The organism is Roseateles sp. AC306, from assembly GCF_979253795.1.
This window is the reverse complement of the sequence record NZ_CEEDEB010000004.1, coordinates 296,839-315,654: the sequence shown is the minus strand read 5'-3', so window position 1 is coordinate 315,654 and position 18,816 is coordinate 296,839. Positions and strand designations below refer to the sequence as shown.

The following is an 18,816-nucleotide window of genomic DNA, read 5'->3' as shown; positions in this document are numbered from 1 at the left end:
CGATCCTGGCGGCGGTCTTTTTGCGGTGGCGCAATCAGCGCCGGGACACCGGCGCACTGAACCGGTCAGTCGCCCAGATCTTCATTGTTCTTGGTCTGCGGATCCGCGCTCGGGAAGAAGTTGACCATGTCGCCGGAGTTGGTCACCTGCGCGAACAGCAGCACCAGCCCCCGGGTCGTGTACTGATTCGGCCCCCAGGGCACCAGCACGCCGTCCACCCAGTCACCATCGCTGCCCTCCGTCCGCTCGGCCTGCAGGTAGTTGTGGGCGTTCATCGTCGGGTCGTTGCCCACGGTCTTGACCGCCGCACCCACCAGGCGCAGGTTCAGGCCTTCGACCGGCGTCTCGATGAAGTTGATGAGCAACGAACCGCTCTGGTTGGCCGGCGTCGACGTCGTCAGCAGCGCCTCCGGCGGCACCGTCAGGTTGTTGCCGTCGACATAGCTGCATTGCGCAAGGCCCCCGGTCGTGTCGGTGACGGTCACGGTGTACGGCGGAACGAATGTCGTCACAAGGATCTCCTGGATGCTGGGCGGATAAGGTAAGGCGAAACAAGAATACGTCAGCCCCGGGAGACTGACTCAACGGTCGCGCTGACCCTGGAGCCAGGCTTGCACTGCCTTCCAGTCGGCACGAGTTGGCGCCGAGGGGTCCCGGCACTGCTCGACCTGAAGCCAGCGCTGGGTGAGTTCCGCATGCACCTGCAGCCAGCCATCGCGTGCCTGCAGCAGCGAACCGGCCTGCCCGCAGGCGGCCTGCCTTTGCGCCACCATTTCGGCCTTGCTGGCAGCGGGCTGCTCGGCCCGCAGCAGCTGCAGCTGCACGGCGGCGTTGAGCAGCGGCAAGTCCTCGGGGCGCTTCAGCACGGCCTTGCTGAGGCGCTGCTCGGTCCGGTCCATGGCCTCGGTGACGGCCGTGCAGGTTTCGGCGAGGCATGGCTCGCTGGACGTCAAAGCCAGCAGCCTGACGAAGCGGGGCAGCCAGTTGTCCAGTGGCGGCTTGCCGGCGCGCAGGCCTTCCAGCCGGCCCAGCAGGGACAGGGCCTGCCGGCGTCGCTCGGGCGATGCGGGTTGCCGTGCCAGTCCGTCGGCCTCGACCTCGATGGCCATGAAGGCCCAGGCCAGATTGCTGGGGTCGCTCTTCGCGAGCCGCGAGGCTGCGGCGTGCGCGAGCGACCAGGACGACGCATCGACCTCACCCAGGGCCACCCGCGCACGACCCAGGTTGGCCAGCACGCCGGCCTCGCTCTCCAGCCAGGCCAGATCCTCGCTGTGGCTCTGGCGCAATGCGCGAACGCGGACGAGCGCACGTTCGAACTCGCTCGCCGCGCTGCGGTAGCGCCCTTGCCGCAGCAAGGCGGTGCCCAGCCAGCTCGCCGTGTCGACCCAGTCCGCCTGCAGGCTGGCGTCGCCCGGCCGCTTCAGCAGCAAGTCGTCCTTGAGCGTCAGCGACCGCCTGAAGGCCTGTTCCGCCTGCACCAGCAGCCCGCGATTCAGCGACACCGAACCGAGGTTGCTCTCGGCGTAGGACAGCTCCAACTGCGCATCGGCGTCCTTCGGCATGGCCCGCAGCCAGGCCTCGCTGATGCGCCGATATTGCTCCCAATGGATTTGAGCCACGCTCAGCTGGCGCTGGCGGAACGCTACCTCGCCCTGCCAGAAGGCCACGGCGCCCTGCGCCTTGCGCCAGGCCGCCATCAGCTCCGGCTGCGGCGGGTCGCCTTGCAGCAGAACATTGGCCGCTTCGAGCGGCTCGATCGCCGTATCCAGTTCGCGCTTGGATACCCTCACCTCGGCAATGACCGTCAGCGCCTTGGCCCGCTGCAGGCGTGCCACCGGGCCGGCCTGCGAGTCTTCGGCCAGAAAGCTCAGCGACTTGGCTCCGACGCTGTCCAGCAGCTCCAGCCGGCCGATGGGGCGGAGCTTGTCGGCGAACTCGCCCAGCATGTAGCTGAGCAGGTCCTCGGCCTGCTGGCGGCGGGCCTGGGCCTGCTGCTCGGCGGCCTCGGCGCGGCGGGCCTGCAGCAGGCTGGTCGTCGTCAGGCCGAGCAGCGCGCACACGGCTAGGCCGGTGGCTGCGGCCGCCATGCGGTGGCGGCGGACAAAGCGGTTGAGCACATAGAGCCGGCTGTCTGGCCGCGCGCTGATGGGCTCGTGGGCCAGCCAGCGCTGCAGGTCGTCGGCCAAGGCCTGGGCGTTGGGGTAGCGCTCGGCGGGAGACTTCTTCAGCGCCTTGGCGACGATGGTGTCGAGGTCGCCACGCAGTTCACGGGCCTGGCGGGCGACGGCCTCGTCGCCCTGGCCCGCAGCCACGTCCGACAATCGCTTGGGCACGTGCTCGACGACGGCCTTGAGGCGGTCGAGCTGGGTTTGGGTGTCGTCGGCCGTGGGGTGGCTGCCGCCCAGCAGCAGGTAGAGCAGCACGCCCAGCGCGTAGACATCGGTGGCGGTCGTCACGTCGGCCTGCTGCACCTGCTCGGGCGCGGCAAACTGGGGCGTGAAGGCGCTGCCGGCGCGCTGCGTTAGTTCGGTGGCGGCGGCGCCGTGCTCGGCCTGGCTGGCGTCGTCCAGCAGCTTGGCAATGCCGAAGTCGAGCAGCTTCACGTCGCCCTCGGGCGTGACGAGGATGTTGCTGGGCTTGAGGTCCCGGTGCAGGATGAGCCGCGCATGCGCATGGGCCACGGCGGCCAGCACATCCAGGAAGAGGTGCACGCGGGCCTCGATGTCGAGATGATGCAGGCGGCAGTAGGCGTCGATGGGCCGGCCGTCGACGTACTCCAGCACCAGGTAGGGCTGGCTGCCCTGATGAACACCGGCGTCCAGCAGGCGGGCGATGTGAGGGTGGGACAGGCGCGCCAGAATTTCGCCCTCGCGCGCGAAACGACCCGCGTCGCCCCGCCCGAGCAGGCCGGCCGTCAGGAACTTGACTGCCACCTGGCCTTCGAAGCGCCCGTCCGCCCGGCGAGCCAGCCAGACGGTGCCCATGCCGCCCTGGCCGAGCTGGCTTTCCAGCACATAGGGGCCAAGGGATTGGCCGGCGAAGTCGGGCGGCGGTTCATCGCCGGGCACCGAGGCCAGCGCCTCATGCCACTGCGCGACCACCGGTTCGCTCAGATAACCCTGTTCCTCCAGGCCCTCGGCGCGTGCCAGCAGCCGCTTCAGCTGCTCGGCCGTGTCGGGGTCCTGCGCCTGCAGCTGGGCCAGTCGCAAGCTGCGGGCGGGTGGGTCCAGGTCCAGCAGTTCGTCGAGCAAGGGGCTCAGGTCCAGCCAGCGCTGCTTGTCGAGGGCGTCCATGTCAGGCGCCCAAACTGATGGACAGAAACAGGCGTGCCTTCTGCCAGTCCCGCTGCACGGTGCGCTCGTTCACGCCCAGCGCCTCGGCGATCTCCTGCTCGCGCAGGCCACCGAAGTAGCGCATCTCGACGACCTGGGCCAGCCGCGGCTCCAGCTGGGCCAGCTCGTCCAGCGCCTCATGCACGCGCAGGATGTCGGCGTCGGCCTCGGGCAGTTGGTCGGCTATTGCCGTGTCCAGCGTCACATGCGCCAGGCCGCCGCCGCGGCGCTCGGCCTGGCGGGCGCGCACCAGGTCGATGACGACCGAGCGCATGGCCTGGGCGGCATAGGCAAGGAAGTGGCGCCGGTCGGGGAACTTGGCCCCTTGGGCGCCGGGCAGGCGCAGCCAAGCCTCATGCACCAGGGCCGTGGTGTCCAGCAGGGTGAGGTGGCCCGCCTGGCGAACCTGGCGGCGCGCCAGGCGCTGCAGGTCGGCGTAGAGCTGCGCCACCACCTGGCTGGCGGCGGCCTGGTCGCCCTGCTGGGCGGCGTGCAGCAGTTGGGTGATGTCTTGCACCGCCGCACTCTACCGGCTGGCCGTGACGGAGCGACGGCCTTGCGCGAGGGAAGCCCGGGTCGGGAAAGTTTTTTTCGGTCGCCATGTCGGGTTCCGTAGGCCGCTTGCGTTCTGAGAGATGAGGGCCGTGCGAAAGCGGGATCAGGGAGGCAGGCAATAGCCGCGCCGCCAAGCACGCCCCTCACCCCGTCAACCCACCCCTGATGCCATGTCGCAACTGGAGATGATCGCCAACGACCCGCCCGCCACCGCGCGTGGCTGCTTCAGCGCACCGCTGCCGCGGATGGATTCGCTCGCCGCCCTGGGCCTGCGCCTGTCCCGCCAGTTCGCCCAATGCCGCCGCGAGGGTGGCCAGCTGGCCTTGCTGTGGGTGGAGATGGACGTGCTGGAGCAGCCCGGCAGCGCCTTGGGCGAGCAGGCGCGCGACGACCTCATCCAGGCCGCGAGCCAGCGCCTGCGCAACCGCGTGCGTGGGTCCGACGAGGTGCTGCGCGTGGGCCCTCAGTGCTTTGCGGTGCTGCTGATGGCCGCAGGTACCGGGGAGGCGGACATCGCCGAGCGACGGCTGCTGCAGACCATGCGCGGCAACTACGGCGTCGACGACCGGCTGATGCAGGTGGGCGTGCGCATCGGCGTGGCCGTGTTCCCCGAGGACGGGCGCAATGGCACGGAGCTGGCCGAAGCGGCGTGTGCCAATCTGCGCCCCTGATCGCCCTCAGACTTCGAGCCACTCCTTGCGGATGTAGACATTGCCGCGCAACTCGGCCGGCGTGCCCTCGAAGACGATGCGGCCGTGGCCCATCACGTAGCAGCGCTCGGAGATCTCCAGCGCGATGGCGAGCTTCTGTTCCACCAGCAGCACGGCAATGCCGCGGTTCTTCAGCTCCTTGAGGTACTCGGCCACCAGCTCGACGATCTTGGGCGCCAGGCCCTCGGTGGGCTCGTCGATCATGATGAGATCGGGGTCGCCCATCAGCGTGCGGCAGAGTGTGAGCATCTGCTGCTCGCCGCCTGACAGCACGCCGGCCTCGGTGTGCTGGCGCTCCTTGAGGCGCGGGAACATCTTGTACATGTCGTCGAAGCTCCAGCGCACGTTCTTGGCGCCGGCCTTCTTCTCGCCCAGCATCAGGTTCTGGTGCACGGTCAGCTTGGAGAAGATGTCGCGGTTCTCGGGCACATAGCCCACGCCCATGTGGGCGATCTCGTAGGCCTTGCGGCCGACAAGCTCGACGTCGCCGAACTTGACGGAACCCTTGGCATCGACCTGGCCCATGATGGTCTTGACCATCGTCGATCGGCCCGCGCCGTTGCGGCCCAGCAAGGCGACGATCTCGCCCGGCTTCACCTGCAGGCTGACGCCGTGCAGCACATGGCTCTTGCCGTAGAAGGCGTGGACGTTGTCCAGCTTCAGCACGCGTGATGAGGTCATGCGTGCACCTCCGCGAGCACCGAGCCCAGGTAGGCCTCCTGCACTTTTGCATTTGCCCGCACTGCCTCCGGCGTGTCGAAGGCGATGACTTCGCCGTAGACCAGCACGGCGATCTTGTCGGCCAGGCCGAAGACGACGCCCATGTCGTGCTCCACGGTCAGCAGGGTCTTGCCCACCGTCACGTCGCGGATCAGCTGGATGAAGCGCTTCGTCTCGCTCTTGCTCATGCCGGCCGTGGGTTCGTCCAGCAGGATGACGCTGGAGCCGCCGGCGATGGTGATGCCGATCTCCAGCGCACGCGCCTCGGCGTAGGTCAGGTTCATGGCCAGCACGTCGCGCTTCCTGTCGAGTTTGATCATCTCCAGGATCTGCTCGGTGCGGTCATTGGCGTCTTCCAGGTCGGCCAGGAACTTCCAGAATGCGTAGCGGTGACCCAGGCTCCACAGCACGGCGCAGCGGATGTTCTCGAACACGCTCAAACGCGTGAACAGGTTGGAGACCTGGAAGCTGCGCGACAGGCCGAGGCGATTGATTTCGAACGGCTTTTTCCCGTCGATGCGCTGGCCGTGCAGATGGATCTCGCCCGAGGTCGGCGCGAAACGCCCACTGATCAGATTGAACAGCGTGCTCTTGCCCGCACCGTTGGGGCCGATGATGGCCACGCGCTCGCCGGCCTGCACGGCCAGCTGGGCGCCGCGGATGATCTCGGTCTTGCCGAAGCTCTTGCGCACGTCGCGCAGTTCAAGCGCATAGCCGCTCATAGCGCCTCCCTCCGCTTGATTTCCTTCTCGATGTCTTCCTGGATCTCGCCCCACTGCTGCGCGTAGTGCCGGCGTGCCAGCTCGAAGAGGGCGATTCCCACGACCATCAGCCAGCCGGCACCGAACCAGGCGTCCACGCCCGAACTGTTCAGCGTCGCGCCCATGAACTTCAGCTCGGGACCTAACGCCTCATTGAGCTGGCGGTGGTAGAGCATTTCGATCATGGCAGCAGCGCCGATGAGCGCAGCCAGCGCCGCGCCGCCCAGTGCGAGGTAGGACGTCCAGATGCGCCCGAGCTTGCCGAAGGCCGCCACGCGCAGGTTCATCAGGATCAGGCTGGCGAAGCCGCCCGGCGCGTACATGACCATGAACAGGAACAGCAGGCCCAGGTAGAGCAGCCAGGCCTGCGTCAGCTCCGCCAGCATCACGCCGCAGAACACCATCAGCACGGCGCCGAGGATGGGCCCGAAGAAGAACATCGCGCCGCCCAGGAAGGTGAACAGCAGGTAGGCGCCGGAACGGGCCGCATGCAGCACGTCGGCGCCATTGACGATCTCGGTGTTGATCGCGCCGAGGCCGCCCGCGATGCCGGCAAAGAAGCCCGAGATCGCGAAGATCATGAACCGTACCCAGTGCGTGTCGTAGCCGATGAACTCGACGCGCTCGGGGTTGTCGCGCACGGCGTTCAGCATGCGGCCCAGCGGCGTGCGCGTCAGCGCGAACATGGCCGCCGTGCAGATGAAGCAGTAGACGGCGACGAGGTAGTAGACCTGGATCTGCGGCCCGTAGCTGATGCCCAGGACCGGCTTGCCGATGACGCGGTTGCTGGACACGCCGCCCTCGCCGCCCGAGAACTCCGGCAGCATCAGCGCCAGCGCGAACACCAGCTCGCCGATGCCCAGCGTGATCATCGCGAACGGCGTGCCGGCCTTCTTGGTGGACACATAGCCCAGCAGCATCGCGCAGACCAGGCCCGCCAGGCCGCCCACCAGCGGGATCAGGCTGACCGGGATGCCCAGCGTGCCGGCGCCGACCTTGTTCAGTGCATGGATGGCCAGGAAGGCGCCCATGCCGCTGTAGACGGCGTGGCCGAAGCTCAACATGCCGCCCTGGCCGAGCAGCATGTTGTAGGCCAGACAGGCAATGATGCCGATGCCCATCTGCGTGAGCATGGTCTGGGCCAGGCCGCTGGTCCAGACGCGCGGCGCGACGAACAGGATGACGGCAAACAGGCCCCAGACGATCCAGCGCCCGACGTTGTGCGGCTTGAAATGGAATTCTTTGGCAGCCATCAGTCTTCTCGCGTGCCAAGCAGGCCCTTGGGCCGGAAGATCAGGATCAGCACCATCAACAGGTAAGGCAGGATGGGCGCGACCTCCGCCATCGTCAGGCGCAGCAGCGGATAGCCCGGCGTGCTGGCGGTCACGGTGAAGCCGAGCGATGTGAACAGCGTGGCGAGCGAACCGTTGATGGTCAGCGGCAGCGTCTGCAGCAGGCCCACGACGATGGAGCCGACGAAGGCGCCGGCCAGCGAGCCGATGCCGCCCACCACGACGACGACGAAGATGATGGCGCCGATGAAGGCGGCCATGTTCGGCTCGGTCACGAAGGTGATGCCGCCCACCACGCCGGCCAGGCCGGCCAGTGCACAGCCGCTGCCGAACACCAGCATCAGCACGCGCGGCACGTTGTGGCCCAGCGCCTCCACCATCTCCGGGTGGGTCAGCGAGGCCTGGATGACCAGCCCGACGCGGGTGCGCGTCAGCAGCAGCCACAGCGCCACCAGCATCAGCAGCGCCACCGCCATCATGAAGACCTTGGTCAACGGGAAGTTGGAGCAGGAGGCCGCCGCGCACAGCTCCGGCGCGGCCTTGCCCAGCATCAGCGACACACCCTGCAGCGGGTGCGAGATGACGGTGAAGGCCGAGCCCTGCAGCTCCGGCGGCGGCGTGAACGGCACTGCGGTGCGACCCCAGATCAGCTGCACCAGCTCCAGCACCACATAGGACAGGCCGAAGGTGATGAGCAGCTCCGGCACGTGGCCGAACTTGTGCACCCGCCGCAGCGCGAAACGCTCGAAGCCCGCGCCCATCAGCCCGACGACCAGCGGCGCCAGGAGCAGCGCCGGCCAGAAGCCGAACACGCCCACCAGCGAGTAGGCCACGTAGGCGCCCACCATGTAGAAGCTGGCGTGCGCGAAGTTCAGCACGCCCATCATGCTGAAGATCAGCGTCAGCCCGGAGCTGAGCATGAACAGCAGCAGGCCCGACGACAGGCCGTTCAGCAGGTTGATGAAGACTTGATCCAAGGCGGTGGCCGGCAAGGTCAGAAAAACGCGCCGCCAATGAAGGCGGCGCGGCGAGTCAGGCGCTCAGGCGGTCAGCCGGGCCTTTTCATCTGGCAAGACGTCGGCGTGGACGACACATAGGTCTCGAACTGCTTCACCGGCGCCAGCGTCATGCCCGTCTTCTCGGGGCTGTACGGGTACTTGGCGTCGGCCTTCTGCCAGACCGAGATGAACAGCGGCTGCTGCAGCTGGTGGTCGGCCTTGCGCATCGTCACCTCACCGTTGAAGCTCTTCACCGTCAACCCTTCCAGCGCCGCAGCGACCTTGACCGGGTCGGTGGACTTCGCGTTGGCCATCGCCTGGCTCAGCATCGTGTAGATGTGCTGGATGCTGTTGGTGTACATGTCGTCGTTGAACTTCTTGTTGTACTCCTCGGCCATTTTCTGGGTCTCGCCACCCATGTTGTAGTGGCTGTAGGCCACCTGGAACACGCGGCCCGCGCCGCCGGTGCCCAGCGCCGTCGGCGTGCCGGTCACGCCGGTGTAGTAGGTGAAGAACTTGCCGTTGTAGCCGGCCTCGTTGGCGGCCTTGACCAGCAGCGCCAGGTCCGATCCCCAGTTGCCGGTGATGACGGTGTCGGCACCGCTGGCCTTGATCTTGGCGACGTAGGGCGCGAAGTCGCGCACCTGGGCCAGCGGGTGCAGGTCCTCGCCGACGAACTGGATGTCCGGGCGCTTGCGACCCAACGTCTCCTTGGCGTACTTGGCGACCTGGTGGCCGTGGGCGTAGTTCTGGTTCAGCAGGAAAACCTTCTTCACGTCCGGCTGGTCCTTGATGAACGACGACATCGCTTCCATCTTCATCGACGTGTCGGCGTCGAAGCGGAAGTGCCAGTAGCTGCACTTGCTGTTGGTCAGGTCAGGGTCCACCGCCGAGTAGTTCAGGTAGACGATTTCCTTGCCCGGGTTGCGCTCGTTGTGCTTCTGCACCGCGTCGGACAGCGCCAATGCCACGCTGGAGCCGTTGCCCTGCATGACGTAGCGGATGCCTTGGTCGGCCGCAGCCTTCAACAGGTTCAGAGACTCGGCGGGGCTGAGCTTGTTGTCGAACGGGACGACCTCGAACTTCACGCCGGCCGGGTTGCTCTTGTTGAACTTCTCGCCAAGGAACTGGAAGGTCTTGACCTGGTTCTGCCCCACCGGGCCCATGAGGCCGGAGAGTGCGTCGATGTAGGCCAGCTTGACCGTCTCGCCCTTCTGGGCGTGGGCGGCGCCGGCGGCCAGCGCGAGGGCTGCCGCAGCGGTCAGCGTACGCACGGCAAATCGGGTCGAAGTGATGTCGAACATGCTTGTCTCCTGGGTGGTTGTGGCTCTAATGGACGAACTGAAGGCTCACGCGGTGGGCAGCTTGTGGCTCACGAACTGCTCGCGCAGCTTGAGCTTCTGTACCTTGCCGGTGGCCGTGTGCGGGATCTCGGGGACGAAGGCAACGTCGTCCGGGATCTGCCACTTGGCGATGCGGCCTTCATAAAAGGCCAGCAGTTCCTCGCGCGTGAGCGTCGAGTCGGGTTTCTTGACGACGACGAGCAGCGGCCGCTCGTCCCACTTCGCGTGCTTGGCCGCGATGACGGCCGCCTCGTGCACGGCCGGGTGGGCCATGGCGATGTTTTCGAGGTCAATGGAGCTGATCCATTCGCCGCCGGACTTGATGACGTCCTTGCTGCGGTCGGTGATCTGCATGAAGCCGTCGGCGTCGATGGTGGCCACGTCGCCGGTGGGGAACCAGCCCGGCTCGCCGTCCACGCTGACCAGCGGCGAGTCGTCGTGCTTGAAGTATTGGCTGATGACCCAGTGGCCGCGCACGACGAGGTTGCCGGACGCCTGACCGTCCCAGGGCAGCGAGCGGCCCTCGTCGTCGATGATGGCCATGTCGACGCCGTAGACGACGCGGCCCTGCTTCTCCAGCAGGCGCTGCTGCGCCTCGGCCGGCAGGTCCAGCTGGCGCGTCGTCAGCTTGGACAGCGTGCCCAGCGGCGACATCTCCGTCATGCCCCAGGCATGGATGACCTCCAGGCCGAAGTCCTGCTGCAGCGACTTCATCATGGCCGGCGGACAGGCCGAACCGCCGATGACGGTGCGCTTGAAGGTCGAGAACTTGACGTTGTTGGCCTTGACGTAATTCAGCAGGCCCAGCCACACGGTCGGCACACCGGCGCTGAAGGACACCTTCTCGCCCTCGAACAGCTCGTACAGGCTCTTGCCGTCGAGGTGCGGCCCGGGCAGCACGAGCTTGCAGCCGACGATGGCCGCGCTGTAGGGCAGACCCCAGGCATTGACGTGGAACATCGGCACGACGGGCAGGATGACGTCGCGGCTGGAGCAGTCCATCGCGTCCGGCAAGGCCGCGGCATAGGCGTGCAGCACGGTCGAGCGGTGGCTGTAGATGGCGCCCTTGGGGTTGCCGGTGGTCCCAGACGTGTAGCAGATGCTGGAGGCGGTGTTCTCGTCGAAGCTGGGCCAGGTGTAGTCGCCGGTCTCCGCGTCCAGCAGGTCGTCGAAGCACAGCAGGTCGGGGATGCCCGTGGCGGCGGGCATGTGAGCCCGCGACGTCATCAGCACGAAGTGCTTCACGGTCTTGAGCAGCGGCGCGATCTTTTCGACCAGCGGCAGGAAGGTCGCGTCGAAGCACAGCACGCGGTCTTCGGCATCGTTGGCGATCCAGACGATCTGCTCAGGGAAGAGGCGCGGGTTGATGGTGTGGCAGATCAGCCCCGAGCCGGAGGTGCCGTAATAGATTTCCAAGTGGCGATGGCCGTTCCAGGCCAGCGTACCGACACGGTCGCCGGGCTCGCAGCCCAGCCGAGCCAGGGCCTGCGCGACCTGGCGCGAACGGCGCGCAAGCTCGCGCCAATTGCTGCGGTGCAGGTCGCCCTCGACCCGCTTGCTGACGATCTCGGTGTCGCCCGCATGCCGCTCGGCGTGCTTCAGCAACGACGAGATCAACAACGGTTCCGACATCATCCGGCCCATCAATGTCATGGCTGTCTCCTGCCGGTCTTATCGAGCCAGTCTAGCCCGCGCTTTCAAGCTAACAACGTCACAACCGCGACCCTCGGACCCCGGGGAAACACCCAGGCCAGCGGGGTCGAAACCGCCTCACTAAACTGACGCTGCCGAGCGGATGAAAGTTCTGAGCCGCCCGTTCGACGAACCCGTTCTCCTCAGCGATGCGGCCCCGCCGCCCGACTGGGCCCAAAGCCTCGAAGCGCCTGTTCATCATGAGCCACGACAGCAGCAAGACCTACCCCGTTCAGAAGACCGATGCCGAGTGGCGCGAGCAGCTCGACACCACGCAGTACCAGGTCGCCCGCCAAGCCGGCACGGAACGCGCGTTCAGCGGCAAGTACTGGGACCACTTCAAGGACGGCCACTACAACTGCATCGGCTGCGGCACGCCGCTGTTCGAGGCCGACACCAAATTCGACGCCGGTTGCGGCTGGCCTAGCTACTGGGCGCCGGTCAACAGCGAGGTCATCGAGCGCATCGTCGACCGCAGCCACGGCATGGTGCGCGTGGAGGTACGCTGCAACAAGTGCGGCAGCCATCTCGGCCACGTCTTTCCGGACGGGCCCGAGCCGACGGGAGAGCGTTACTGCATCAACTCGGCCTCCATCGATTTCGTCGGGGACAATTCCGGCGAATGACCCGCGAATGACCCGCACAGGCTGACATGAAGTTACTGCTCGACTTTCTCCCACTGATCCTGTTCTTCGTCGCCTTCAAGGGCGCAGAGGGCAACCCGGACGCAGCGGCCGCGTTCGCAACGCAGCATTTCGGCTTCCTCGTGCAGGGCGGCGTCGTCGGCCCGAAGGAGGCGCCGGTGCTGCTGGCCACCGTCGTCGTCATGCTCGCGACGCTGGCGCAGGCTGCCATCCTCAAGCTGCGCGGCCACAAGATCGACCTCATGCTGTGGATCAGCCTGGCCCTCGTCGTCGTGCTCGGCGGCGCCACCATCTGGTTCCACAACGAGACCTTCATCAAGTGGAAGCCCACCGGCGTGTACTGGGCCATGGCGCTCACGCTGTGGATCTCGCTCGCGGCCTTCGGCAAGAACCTCATCAAGGCCATGCTCGGCGCCCAGTTGCCGCTGCCCGACACGATCTGGGCCAAGCTCAACCGCGCCTGGGTGCTTTTCTTCGCCGCGATGGGCGTCGTCAATCTCTACGTGGCCTACAACTTCTCGACCTCGACCTGGGCCAACTTCAAGGTCTTCGGCGTCACCGGCCTGATCGTGCTGTTCACCGTGGCTCAGAGCCTTTACCTGGGCAAGCACCTGCCACCGAAGGAAGAGGACGGAAAACCGTGAGCCTGGCGTCCGAGATCGAGACCCGCCTGCGCGCCGCACTGGCGCCACAAGAGCTGGCCGTCCGCGACGACAGCGCCCAGCACGCCGGCCACGCCGGGGCCCGCGAGGGCGGCCACTTTCATGTGGCTGTCGTCTCGGATCGCTTTACCGGCCTGCAAAGATTGGCCCGTCACCGCCTCGTTTATCATTCTTTGTCCGACCTGATGCAGCGCGGAATCCACGCGCTGGCCATTGACGCCCGCGCGCCGGGCGAATCCTGAAGGTCGAACGTGATAGCACCGCGCGCCCCGCTGTCGGGCGCGATTTTTTTAGCCTGACACCTCCCCCACGCCCATGAAGAAGTTTGCGCTCGCCGCCGTCGTCGCGGCCACCATTTCGGCCTTGCTGCCGGCTGCAGCAGTTGCGCAGAACGTCGCCACAGTCAACGGCAAGCCCGTGGCCAAGGCGCGCGTCGAGCAGTTGATCCAGCAGGTCACCAAGAGCGGCCAGCAGCAGCGCTCGCCGGAGCTGGAAGCCCAGGTCAAGGACGAAGTCGTCCGCCGCGAGATCTTCATCCAGGCCGCCGAAGCCCGCGGCATCCCGCAGACGGCCGACTACAGGACCCAGATGGACCTGGCCCGCCAGATGCTGCTGATCCGCGGCCTGATGGATGACTACCGCATCAAGAATCCCGTCAGCGACGCCGATGCTCAGGCCGAGTACGACAAGTTCAAGGCGACCAACAGCGGCAACGAATACCGTGCCCGCCACATCCTGGTCGAGAAGGAAGAAGACGCCAAGGCCCTGATCGCCCAGATCAAGGCCGGTGGCAACTTCGAGGAACTGGCCAAGAAGAACTCCAAGGACACCGGCTCCGCCGAAAAGGGCGGCGACCTCGACTTCGCCAACCCGAACAACTTCGTGCCCGAGTTCAGCAAGGCCATGGTCGCGCTGCAAAAGGGCGAGATGACGCAAGAGCCGGTGAAGAGCCAGTTCGGCTATCACATCATCAAGCTCGAAGACACCCGCGCCGCCACCTTCCCTGCCTTCGACGACGTCAAGGCGCAGATCAAGCAGCGCATCGAGCAGCAGAAAGCGGCAGAGTTCCAGGCCAGCCTGATCGAAAAGGCGAAGACGGACTACAAGTTCAGCAAGTAATCCCTTGCTGCTGATTTGAAAAACCCGCCGCTGGCGGGTTTTTTCATGCCGCCAGGCGGCCGGCCTCGATGCGCAGCTGACGCTCGCAGCGCGTCGCGATCTCACGGTCGTGGGTGACCAGCACCAGCGTCGTGCCGGCCTCACGGTTGAGCTCAAACATCAGCGCCATGACCTGCGCGCCGGTCGCGAAGTCCAGGCTGCCTGTCGGCTCATCGGCCAGCAGCAGGGCCGGGCGCAGCACGAAGGCGCGGGCCAGCGCCACGCGTTGCTGCTCGCCCCCCGACAGCACGCGCGGGTAGTGGCCCAGGCGCTCGGCCAGGCCCACACGCGCCAGCATGGCGGCGGCCTGCTCGCGCGCATCGCGGTCGCCGCGCAGCTCCAGCGGCAGCATGACGTTCTCCAACGCCGTCAAATTGGGCAGCAGCTGGAAGCTCTGGAAGACGAAGCCCAGCTCGCGGGCCCGCACGGCGGCGCGTTCGTCCTCGTTCAGCGTGAACAGGTCCTGACCGCGCAACCTGACGGTGCCATCGCTGGGCACGTCCAGGCCGGCGAGTATGGCCAGCAGCGTGCTCTTGCCCGAACCGGAGGCGCCGACGATGGCCACGGATTCCCTTGCGGTCAGCTCGAAGCTGATGTCATGCAGAATCGTCAGCTCCCCGGTCGCGTCGCGCACGCGCTTGGTGATTTGATCAACTTGGACAAGGGCTTCTGGCATGTCGGGACTGCGTCGGCGGGCGGTGGTGGCGCACTTTAGCCTGGGGGTGATGGCCGGCTGGACGTCAGGGGCAGCGGCCGCCGCCGAGGCGCCTGTCATCCTTGTCGTCGGCGACAGCCTGTCAGCCGAGTACGGCCTGAAGGCCGGCGCCGGCTGGGTGGCCCTGCTGCAGGCGCGGCTGGCAGAACAGAAGAAGCCACACCGCGTCGTCAACGCCAGCATCAGCGGCGACACGACATCGGGCGGGCGCAGCCGGCTGCCCGCCGCACTGCGGACGCACAAGCCGGCCATCGTCATCATCGAGCTGGGCGGCAACGACGCACTGCGCGGCCTGCCGCTGGCCAGCACACGGGACAACCTGCTGGCAATGGCCAAGGCGGCCCAGGCAGCGGGCGCCAAGGTCATCGTCGTGGGCATGCAGGTGCCGCCCAACTACGGCGGCGCCTATGGGCGCGAGTTCGAGGGCCTGTTCATCGAGGTGGCCAAGCAGACGCGCGCCAGCCTCGTGCCCTTCCTGCTCAAGGGGGTGGCAGACCGGGCGGACGCGCTGGAGTGGTTCCAGCCCGACCGCATCCACCCGCTGGCCAAGGCGCATCCGCAGATGCTGGACAACGTCTGGCCGGCGCTGCGGCCCCTGCTCTAGCCAGTTGGGGACAGCGCTACTCGCTGCGCTCGGGCGGTCTGTCCCGCAAGGTCTCTACGCCAGCCTGTCGCGCTCCTAGCGCTCCTGCTGCTTCGGGTCGCGCGCGCCGCGCGTAGGGCCGTCCTCGCGAGCGCGCTGCGGTCCCTCACTGCGTGACGGCGCCTGGACCTGCGGTTGAGGTTGGGCGCGCTGCGGCTGCGGTTGGGCCTGCGGCATCGGCATGCGCTGTGGCTCCTGCGCGGTCTGGCGCATGGGCATTTCGACACGGCGCGGCTGCTCCATCACCGGCGGGCGCTCGGGCTGCTGCATGGGGCGCGGCTGCTCGAACTGCGGCATGGGCTGCTGCACGCGACGCGGCTCCTCCCTGCGTTCTTCGCGGCGCTCCTCGCGTTGCTGCTGCTGGGGGCGCCAAGGCACGTTCTCCGGGCCGCCACGTTGCTGCTGCGGCTGTTCAAAGGATGGGCGCGGCTGGGCCACCGGTGCCGGCTGCTGCTGGATGACAGTCGGCATCGCCGGCTGCGGCGCGGCAGCCTCGGCCGGGCGGTGAGCCTCGCGGCGCGGCAACTGGTTGTCGCTGCGCCAGCCCATGCCGGGTTCACGATCTCGGTCGCGGTGGCGCGGGGCGTCGGCCTCGACCGGGCGGGTCGGCGCTGGCGGCAGCACGGCGGCCAGATCGCCGCGGCCGGGGGCAACGGGCAGCGGACGCGTCCAGCCGGGCTCGCCCCTGCGGTCGGGGCCACGCACCGGCATGGGCTGGATGGCCGCGCCAGGGCCGGGCAGCGTGCTGACGGCACCGGGCACGTCGCGATAGCGGTGTGGGCGCTGCACGGTGACCGGGTCGCGCAGGTCGCGCGGGTCGTTGACGCGCTGCTGGTAGCGCGGCGTGTGGCGGTAGGCCGGGCGATAGACCTCGCGCGGCGCCAGCGGATACCAGCCGTAGCGCGGTGGAGCCGGACGGCCACCGATGCCGATGCCGATGCTCACCGAGCCGCCGCCCACCCAGCCGACCAGGGCCGGCGCGTAGACGGGGCGGTGCACATAGGCGCCAGGCGCCCAGCACCAGCGGCCACCCCAGCTGACCCATCGGCCGTAATGGAAGGGCGCGAAGCCCCAGGGGGCGTCATCCACCCAGGTCCAGCCCCAATGGCGCGACCAGGCCCAACGACCATGGCGATAGGGCGCCCAGTCAGTGCCGACGACGGTGGTCGGAATCCAAACGGTGCCGTATTCGGGGGCGGTCTCCCAGCGTCCATAACGGTCCAGGTCCTCGGCGCCGGTCATCTCGGCGGAGACGTAGCGGGCCACGGGGCGGTCGCCCTCGTCGCGGCTCTCGGCGAGCACCCAGTCGCCAAAGCCGTCGCTGTACAGCGGGCCGCGCTCGGCACGCGGGCCGTCGGGCCACCAGAGCTCGACCTGCTCGCCGGTGCCCAGCACCACCGGCGACGCCGTGCGCGCCCAATCGAAGCGCACGCGGCCCTGCAGCACATAGACCTTGCTGCCGCGGTCGAGCTGCTCGACGCGGTAGAGGCCCTCGCGCTCCGGCTGCGCCGTGCCCTCGCGGGTGCGCAGCCGGGTTTCGGCGGCGTTCTCGGGGCTGCGCAGGCGGATGGCGACGTCGCCGCGGTCCAGCTGCAGCATGGTCCGGCCGTCGTCGAGCTGGCTCAGCTCCACGTCGCTGCGCTCATCGATCCATACGGACGTGGAGCCCACGCGCAGAGAGACGCGGCCCCGGTCGTCGGTACGCACGCGGTCGCCTTCGCCGACCGTCTGGTTGCGCATCAGGCGCGTCCATTCGCGGCTGTCCTGATCGAACAGCCAGGCGTCGCCGACGACGTTGACGATGCGCGCTGCGCGCGACGGCGGGTCTCGGTCCGCGTCCTGCGCCTTGGCGGCGGGTGCGACGGCAAGCAGCAGGGCCAGGGCCAGCATGCGCCAGCTGCGGCGCGAGATGACGAGCTTTGATTCGGGGGACGTGGTCATGAGCCGATGCTCCTTTGCGCCTGCGCAACGCGGCACGCGCCGTGCCGGTGCACCGCGCTTACAAGTTTTGCAAGTTCAGTCATCGTCACTGTTCGGGTCGAGTTCCGGGAACAGCACGGACGTGAAGCCGAAGCGCGTGAAGTCGGTGACGCGCATCGGGTAGAGGATGCCGTCGAGATGGTCGCATTCGTGCTGCACGACGCGGGCATGGAAGCCGTCGGCGACGCGGTCTATGGGCTGGCCGTCAGCATCGAACCCGGTGTAGCGGATGCGCTCGTCGCGCTCGACGACGCCGCGCAGGCCGGGCACGGACAGGCAGCCTTCCCAGCCTTCGGTGCGGCCGCCGCCCAGCACCTCGATGACCGGGTTGATCAGCACGGTGGGCGGCACCGGCGGCGCGTCGGGGTAACGCACGTTCTTGCTGTAGCCGAAGATCACCAACCGCAGGTCGACACCGATCTGCGGCGCCGCCAGACCGGCGCCGTTGGCGGCCGCCATGGTCTCGAACATGTCGGCGATCAGCGCCTTGAGTTCGGGCGTGCCGAACTCGGTGACGGGCTTGGCCACGCGCAGCAGGCGCGGGTCGCCCATCTTCAGAATCTCGTGAACCGCCACTGCGGCCTCCTTCGGCTATCGTGATCGGTGATTCTGCCTCCCGCCCCCATGCTTGATTTCATCGAAGACCTCGGCCACGGCATCTACGCCATAGACACCGGCTTCCAGCGCCCGCGCTTCGATGCCGCCTATCTGATGGTCCAGGACGGCCGCGCCGCCTTCATCGACACCGGCACCAACCATGCGGTGCCGCGCCTGCTGGCTTCGCTGGGCGCGCTCGGCCTCGCGCCCGAGTCGGTGGACTGGGTCATTCCGACGCATGTGCATCTCGACCATGCCGGTGGCGTTGGCCTGTTGATGCAGGCCCTGCCCGGCGCCCGCGCCCTCGTCCATCCGCGTGGCCTGCGTCACATGGTGGACCCCAAGGCACTCTGGCTGAGCGCACTGGCCGTCTACGGCGAGGCCGAGATGCAGCGCAGCTACGGCAAGCTGGTGGCAGTGCCGGCCGAGCGCGCCGACGCTTCGCATGATGAGCAGCTCATCCATCTCGCGGGCCGGCCACTGCGCCTCATCGACAGCCCCGGCCACGCCAAGCACCATCACGCCATCTGGGACGAGCGCAGTCGCAGTTGGTTCACCGGCGACACCTTCGGCCTGTCCTACCGCGCCTTCGACGTGGACGGCCGCGCATGGATATTGCCGACGAGCACGCCGGTGCAGTTCGAGCCCGAGGCGTTGAAGACCACCGTCGCTCGCCTGCTGGCAACCGAGCCGCTGGCCATGCTGGTGACACATTACGGTCGCATCGGCGGCAGCGTGGACGAGGTCCAGCGCCTCGCCGCTGTGATGCTGGAACAGGTGGACGAGATGGTCGCGCTGGCCGAGTCGCTGCGCGCGGCGCCAGACCGCCACGGGCAGCTCAAGGGCGCCCTGTTGGACGGCTATCTGGATCGTTTGCGTGCACACGGGCACCCCGCCGGTGCCGAGGCTGCGGACTGGCTTGCGCTGGATGCCGAGCTGAACGCGCAGGGTTTGGAGGTCATGCTGGACCGCCCGGCCCGCTGACGGGGCAAATCGCCCCGCGACGGTGCACTT

General features: G+C 67.8%; 19 protein-coding genes. 7 read left to right on the top strand and 12 right to left on the bottom strand.

Features of this window, described 5'->3' with window-relative positions:
- Positions 1–65: 65 nt before the first annotated feature.
- The 3 genes from AC0IZJ_RS11945 to AC0IZJ_RS11935 form a co-directional block, all read right to left on the bottom strand.
- The gene (locus AC0IZJ_RS11945; protein WP_471849897.1) at positions 66–512 is read right to left on the bottom strand and encodes a hypothetical protein; all 447 of its coding nucleotides are present in this window, start codon (positions 510–512) and stop codon (positions 66–68) included.
- 69 nt (positions 513–581) lie between these two features.
- Entirely contained in the window at positions 582–3,293 is a 2,712-nt protein-coding gene (locus AC0IZJ_RS11940; protein ID WP_471849895.1) for a serine/threonine-protein kinase, read from the bottom strand.
- Position 3,294: 1 nt separating this feature from the next.
- Complete coding sequence (locus AC0IZJ_RS11935) at positions 3,295–3,849, bottom strand: ECF-type sigma factor (protein WP_471849893.1); 555 nt, start codon at positions 3,847–3,849, stop codon at positions 3,295–3,297.
- Between the two features lie 208 nt (positions 3,850–4,057).
- Here AC0IZJ_RS11935 and AC0IZJ_RS11930 point away from each other — a divergent pair, with 208 nt between their 5' ends.
- The gene (locus AC0IZJ_RS11930; RefSeq protein WP_471849892.1) at positions 4,058–4,558 is read left to right on the top strand and encodes a diguanylate cyclase domain-containing protein; all 501 of its coding nucleotides are present in this window, start codon (positions 4,058–4,060) and stop codon (positions 4,556–4,558) included.
- Between the two features lie 6 nt (positions 4,559–4,564).
- On the opposite strand, the gene AC0IZJ_RS11925 is transcribed toward AC0IZJ_RS11930, so the two are convergent.
- The 6 genes from AC0IZJ_RS11925 to AC0IZJ_RS11900 all read right to left on the bottom strand — a co-directional run bounded on the left by AC0IZJ_RS11925 (position 4,565) and on the right by AC0IZJ_RS11900 (position 11,364).
- Positions 4,565–5,263 (bottom strand): ABC transporter ATP-binding protein, encoded by a 699-nt coding sequence (locus AC0IZJ_RS11925; protein WP_471850023.1) that lies wholly within the window; start codon positions 5,261–5,263, stop codon positions 4,565–4,567.
- 11 nt (positions 5,264–5,274) lie between these two features.
- Positions 5,275–6,039, bottom strand: a complete 765-nt coding sequence (locus AC0IZJ_RS11920) for an ABC transporter ATP-binding protein (RefSeq protein WP_471849890.1) — start codon at positions 6,037–6,039, stop codon at positions 5,275–5,277.
- The gene (locus tag AC0IZJ_RS11915) at positions 6,036–7,331 is read right to left on the bottom strand and encodes a branched-chain amino acid ABC transporter permease (protein WP_471849888.1); all 1,296 of its coding nucleotides are present in this window, start codon (positions 7,329–7,331) and stop codon (positions 6,036–6,038) included. The genes AC0IZJ_RS11920 and AC0IZJ_RS11915 overlap by 4 nt, the downstream gene beginning before the upstream one ends.
- The gene (locus AC0IZJ_RS11910; RefSeq protein WP_471850021.1) at positions 7,331–8,290 is read right to left on the bottom strand and encodes a branched-chain amino acid ABC transporter permease; all 960 of its coding nucleotides are present in this window, start codon (positions 8,288–8,290) and stop codon (positions 7,331–7,333) included. The genes AC0IZJ_RS11915 and AC0IZJ_RS11910 overlap by 1 nt, the downstream gene beginning before the upstream one ends.
- Positions 8,291–8,418: 128 nt before the next feature.
- Positions 8,419–9,672: a branched-chain amino acid ABC transporter substrate-binding protein gene (locus AC0IZJ_RS11905; protein ID WP_471849886.1), complete on the bottom strand. Its 1,254-nt coding sequence runs from the start codon at positions 9,670–9,672 to the stop codon at positions 8,419–8,421.
- Between the two features lie 45 nt (positions 9,673–9,717).
- Positions 9,718–11,364: a 3-(methylthio)propionyl-CoA ligase gene (locus AC0IZJ_RS11900; RefSeq protein WP_471849885.1), complete on the bottom strand. Its 1,647-nt coding sequence runs from the start codon at positions 11,362–11,364 to the stop codon at positions 9,718–9,720.
- Positions 11,365–11,603: 239 nt separating this feature from the next.
- On the opposite strand from AC0IZJ_RS11900, the gene msrB reads away from it, so the two are divergent.
- From msrB to AC0IZJ_RS11880, 4 genes are all read left to right on the top strand, one after another.
- Positions 11,604–12,029: a peptide-methionine (R)-S-oxide reductase MsrB gene (gene msrB / locus AC0IZJ_RS11895; RefSeq protein ID WP_471849884.1), complete on the top strand. Its 426-nt coding sequence runs from the start codon at positions 11,604–11,606 to the stop codon at positions 12,027–12,029.
- Positions 12,030–12,055: 26 nt separating this feature from the next.
- Positions 12,056–12,691, top strand: a complete 636-nt coding sequence (locus AC0IZJ_RS11890) for a septation protein A (protein ID WP_471849882.1) — start codon at positions 12,056–12,058, stop codon at positions 12,689–12,691.
- Complete coding sequence (locus AC0IZJ_RS11885; protein WP_471849880.1) at positions 12,688–12,951, top strand: BolA family protein; 264 nt, start codon at positions 12,688–12,690, stop codon at positions 12,949–12,951. The genes AC0IZJ_RS11890 and AC0IZJ_RS11885 overlap by 4 nt, the downstream gene beginning before the upstream one ends.
- A 73-nt stretch (positions 12,952–13,024) precedes the next feature.
- Entirely contained in the window at positions 13,025–13,828 is an 804-nt protein-coding gene (locus tag AC0IZJ_RS11880; RefSeq protein WP_471849878.1) for a peptidylprolyl isomerase, read from the top strand.
- A 43-nt stretch (positions 13,829–13,871) separates the two neighbouring features.
- Here the strand turns inward: AC0IZJ_RS11880 and AC0IZJ_RS11875 are convergent, their stop codons facing one another.
- Positions 13,872–14,543, bottom strand: a complete 672-nt coding sequence (locus AC0IZJ_RS11875) for an ABC transporter ATP-binding protein (protein WP_471849876.1) — start codon at positions 14,541–14,543, stop codon at positions 13,872–13,874.
- On the opposite strand from AC0IZJ_RS11875, the gene AC0IZJ_RS11870 reads away from it, so the two are divergent.
- Positions 14,542–15,186 (top strand): arylesterase, encoded by a 645-nt coding sequence (locus AC0IZJ_RS11870; RefSeq protein WP_471849874.1) that lies wholly within the window; start codon positions 14,542–14,544, stop codon positions 15,184–15,186. The genes AC0IZJ_RS11875 and AC0IZJ_RS11870 overlap by 2 nt on opposite strands.
- Before the next feature lie 75 nt (positions 15,187–15,261).
- On the opposite strand, the gene AC0IZJ_RS11865 is transcribed toward AC0IZJ_RS11870, so the two are convergent.
- Both AC0IZJ_RS11865 and def read right to left on the bottom strand, forming a co-directional pair.
- Entirely contained in the window at positions 15,262–17,166 is a 1,905-nt protein-coding gene (locus AC0IZJ_RS11865; protein WP_471849872.1) for a DUF6600 domain-containing protein, read from the bottom strand.
- Positions 17,167–17,241: 75 nt separating this feature from the next.
- The gene (gene def, locus AC0IZJ_RS11860) at positions 17,242–17,781 is read right to left on the bottom strand and encodes a peptide deformylase (RefSeq protein WP_471849870.1); all 540 of its coding nucleotides are present in this window, start codon (positions 17,779–17,781) and stop codon (positions 17,242–17,244) included.
- Positions 17,782–17,829: 48 nt separating this feature from the next.
- On the opposite strand from def, the gene AC0IZJ_RS11855 reads away from it, so the two are divergent.
- Positions 17,830–18,786, top strand: coding sequence for an MBL fold metallo-hydrolase (locus tag AC0IZJ_RS11855; RefSeq protein WP_471849868.1), 957 nt, complete (start codon positions 17,830–17,832; stop codon positions 18,784–18,786).
- The last annotated feature ends 30 nt before the right edge of the window (positions 18,787–18,816 follow it).

Coding starts and splice junctions, on each gene's coding strand:
- AC0IZJ_RS11940 (WP_471849895.1), bottom strand. CDS start 3,293: ATGGACGCCCTCGACAAGCAGCGCTGGCTGGACCTGAGCCCCTTGCTC.
- AC0IZJ_RS11930 (WP_471849892.1), top strand. CDS start 4,058: ATGTCGCAACTGGAGATGATCGCCAACGACCCGCCCGCCACCGCGCGT.
- AC0IZJ_RS11920 (WP_471849890.1), bottom strand. CDS start 6,039: ATGAGCGGCTATGCGCTTGAACTGCGCGACGTGCGCAAGAGCTTCGGC.
- AC0IZJ_RS11915 (WP_471849888.1), bottom strand. CDS start 7,331: ATGGCTGCCAAAGAATTCCATTTCAAGCCGCACAACGTCGGGCGCTGG.
- AC0IZJ_RS11910 (WP_471850021.1), bottom strand. CDS start 8,290: ATGCTCAGCTCCGGGCTGACGCTGATCTTCAGCATGATGGGCGTGCTG.
- AC0IZJ_RS11905 (WP_471849886.1), bottom strand. CDS start 9,672: ATGTTCGACATCACTTCGACCCGATTTGCCGTGCGTACGCTGACCGCT.
- AC0IZJ_RS11900 (WP_471849885.1), bottom strand. CDS start 11,364: ATGACATTGATGGGCCGGATGATGTCGGAACCGTTGTTGATCTCGTCG.
- msrB (WP_471849884.1), top strand. CDS start 11,604: ATGAGCCACGACAGCAGCAAGACCTACCCCGTTCAGAAGACCGATGCC.
- AC0IZJ_RS11890 (WP_471849882.1), top strand. CDS start 12,056: ATGAAGTTACTGCTCGACTTTCTCCCACTGATCCTGTTCTTCGTCGCC.
- AC0IZJ_RS11880 (WP_471849878.1), top strand. CDS start 13,025: ATGAAGAAGTTTGCGCTCGCCGCCGTCGTCGCGGCCACCATTTCGGCC.
- AC0IZJ_RS11870 (WP_471849874.1), top strand. CDS start 14,542: ATGTCGGGACTGCGTCGGCGGGCGGTGGTGGCGCACTTTAGCCTGGGG.
- AC0IZJ_RS11875 (WP_471849876.1), bottom strand. CDS start 14,543: ATGCCAGAAGCCCTTGTCCAAGTTGATCAAATCACCAAGCGCGTGCGC.
- AC0IZJ_RS11865 (WP_471849872.1), bottom strand. CDS start 17,166: ATGACCACGTCCCCCGAATCAAAGCTCGTCATCTCGCGCCGCAGCTGG.
- AC0IZJ_RS11855 (WP_471849868.1), top strand. CDS start 17,830: ATGCTTGATTTCATCGAAGACCTCGGCCACGGCATCTACGCCATAGAC.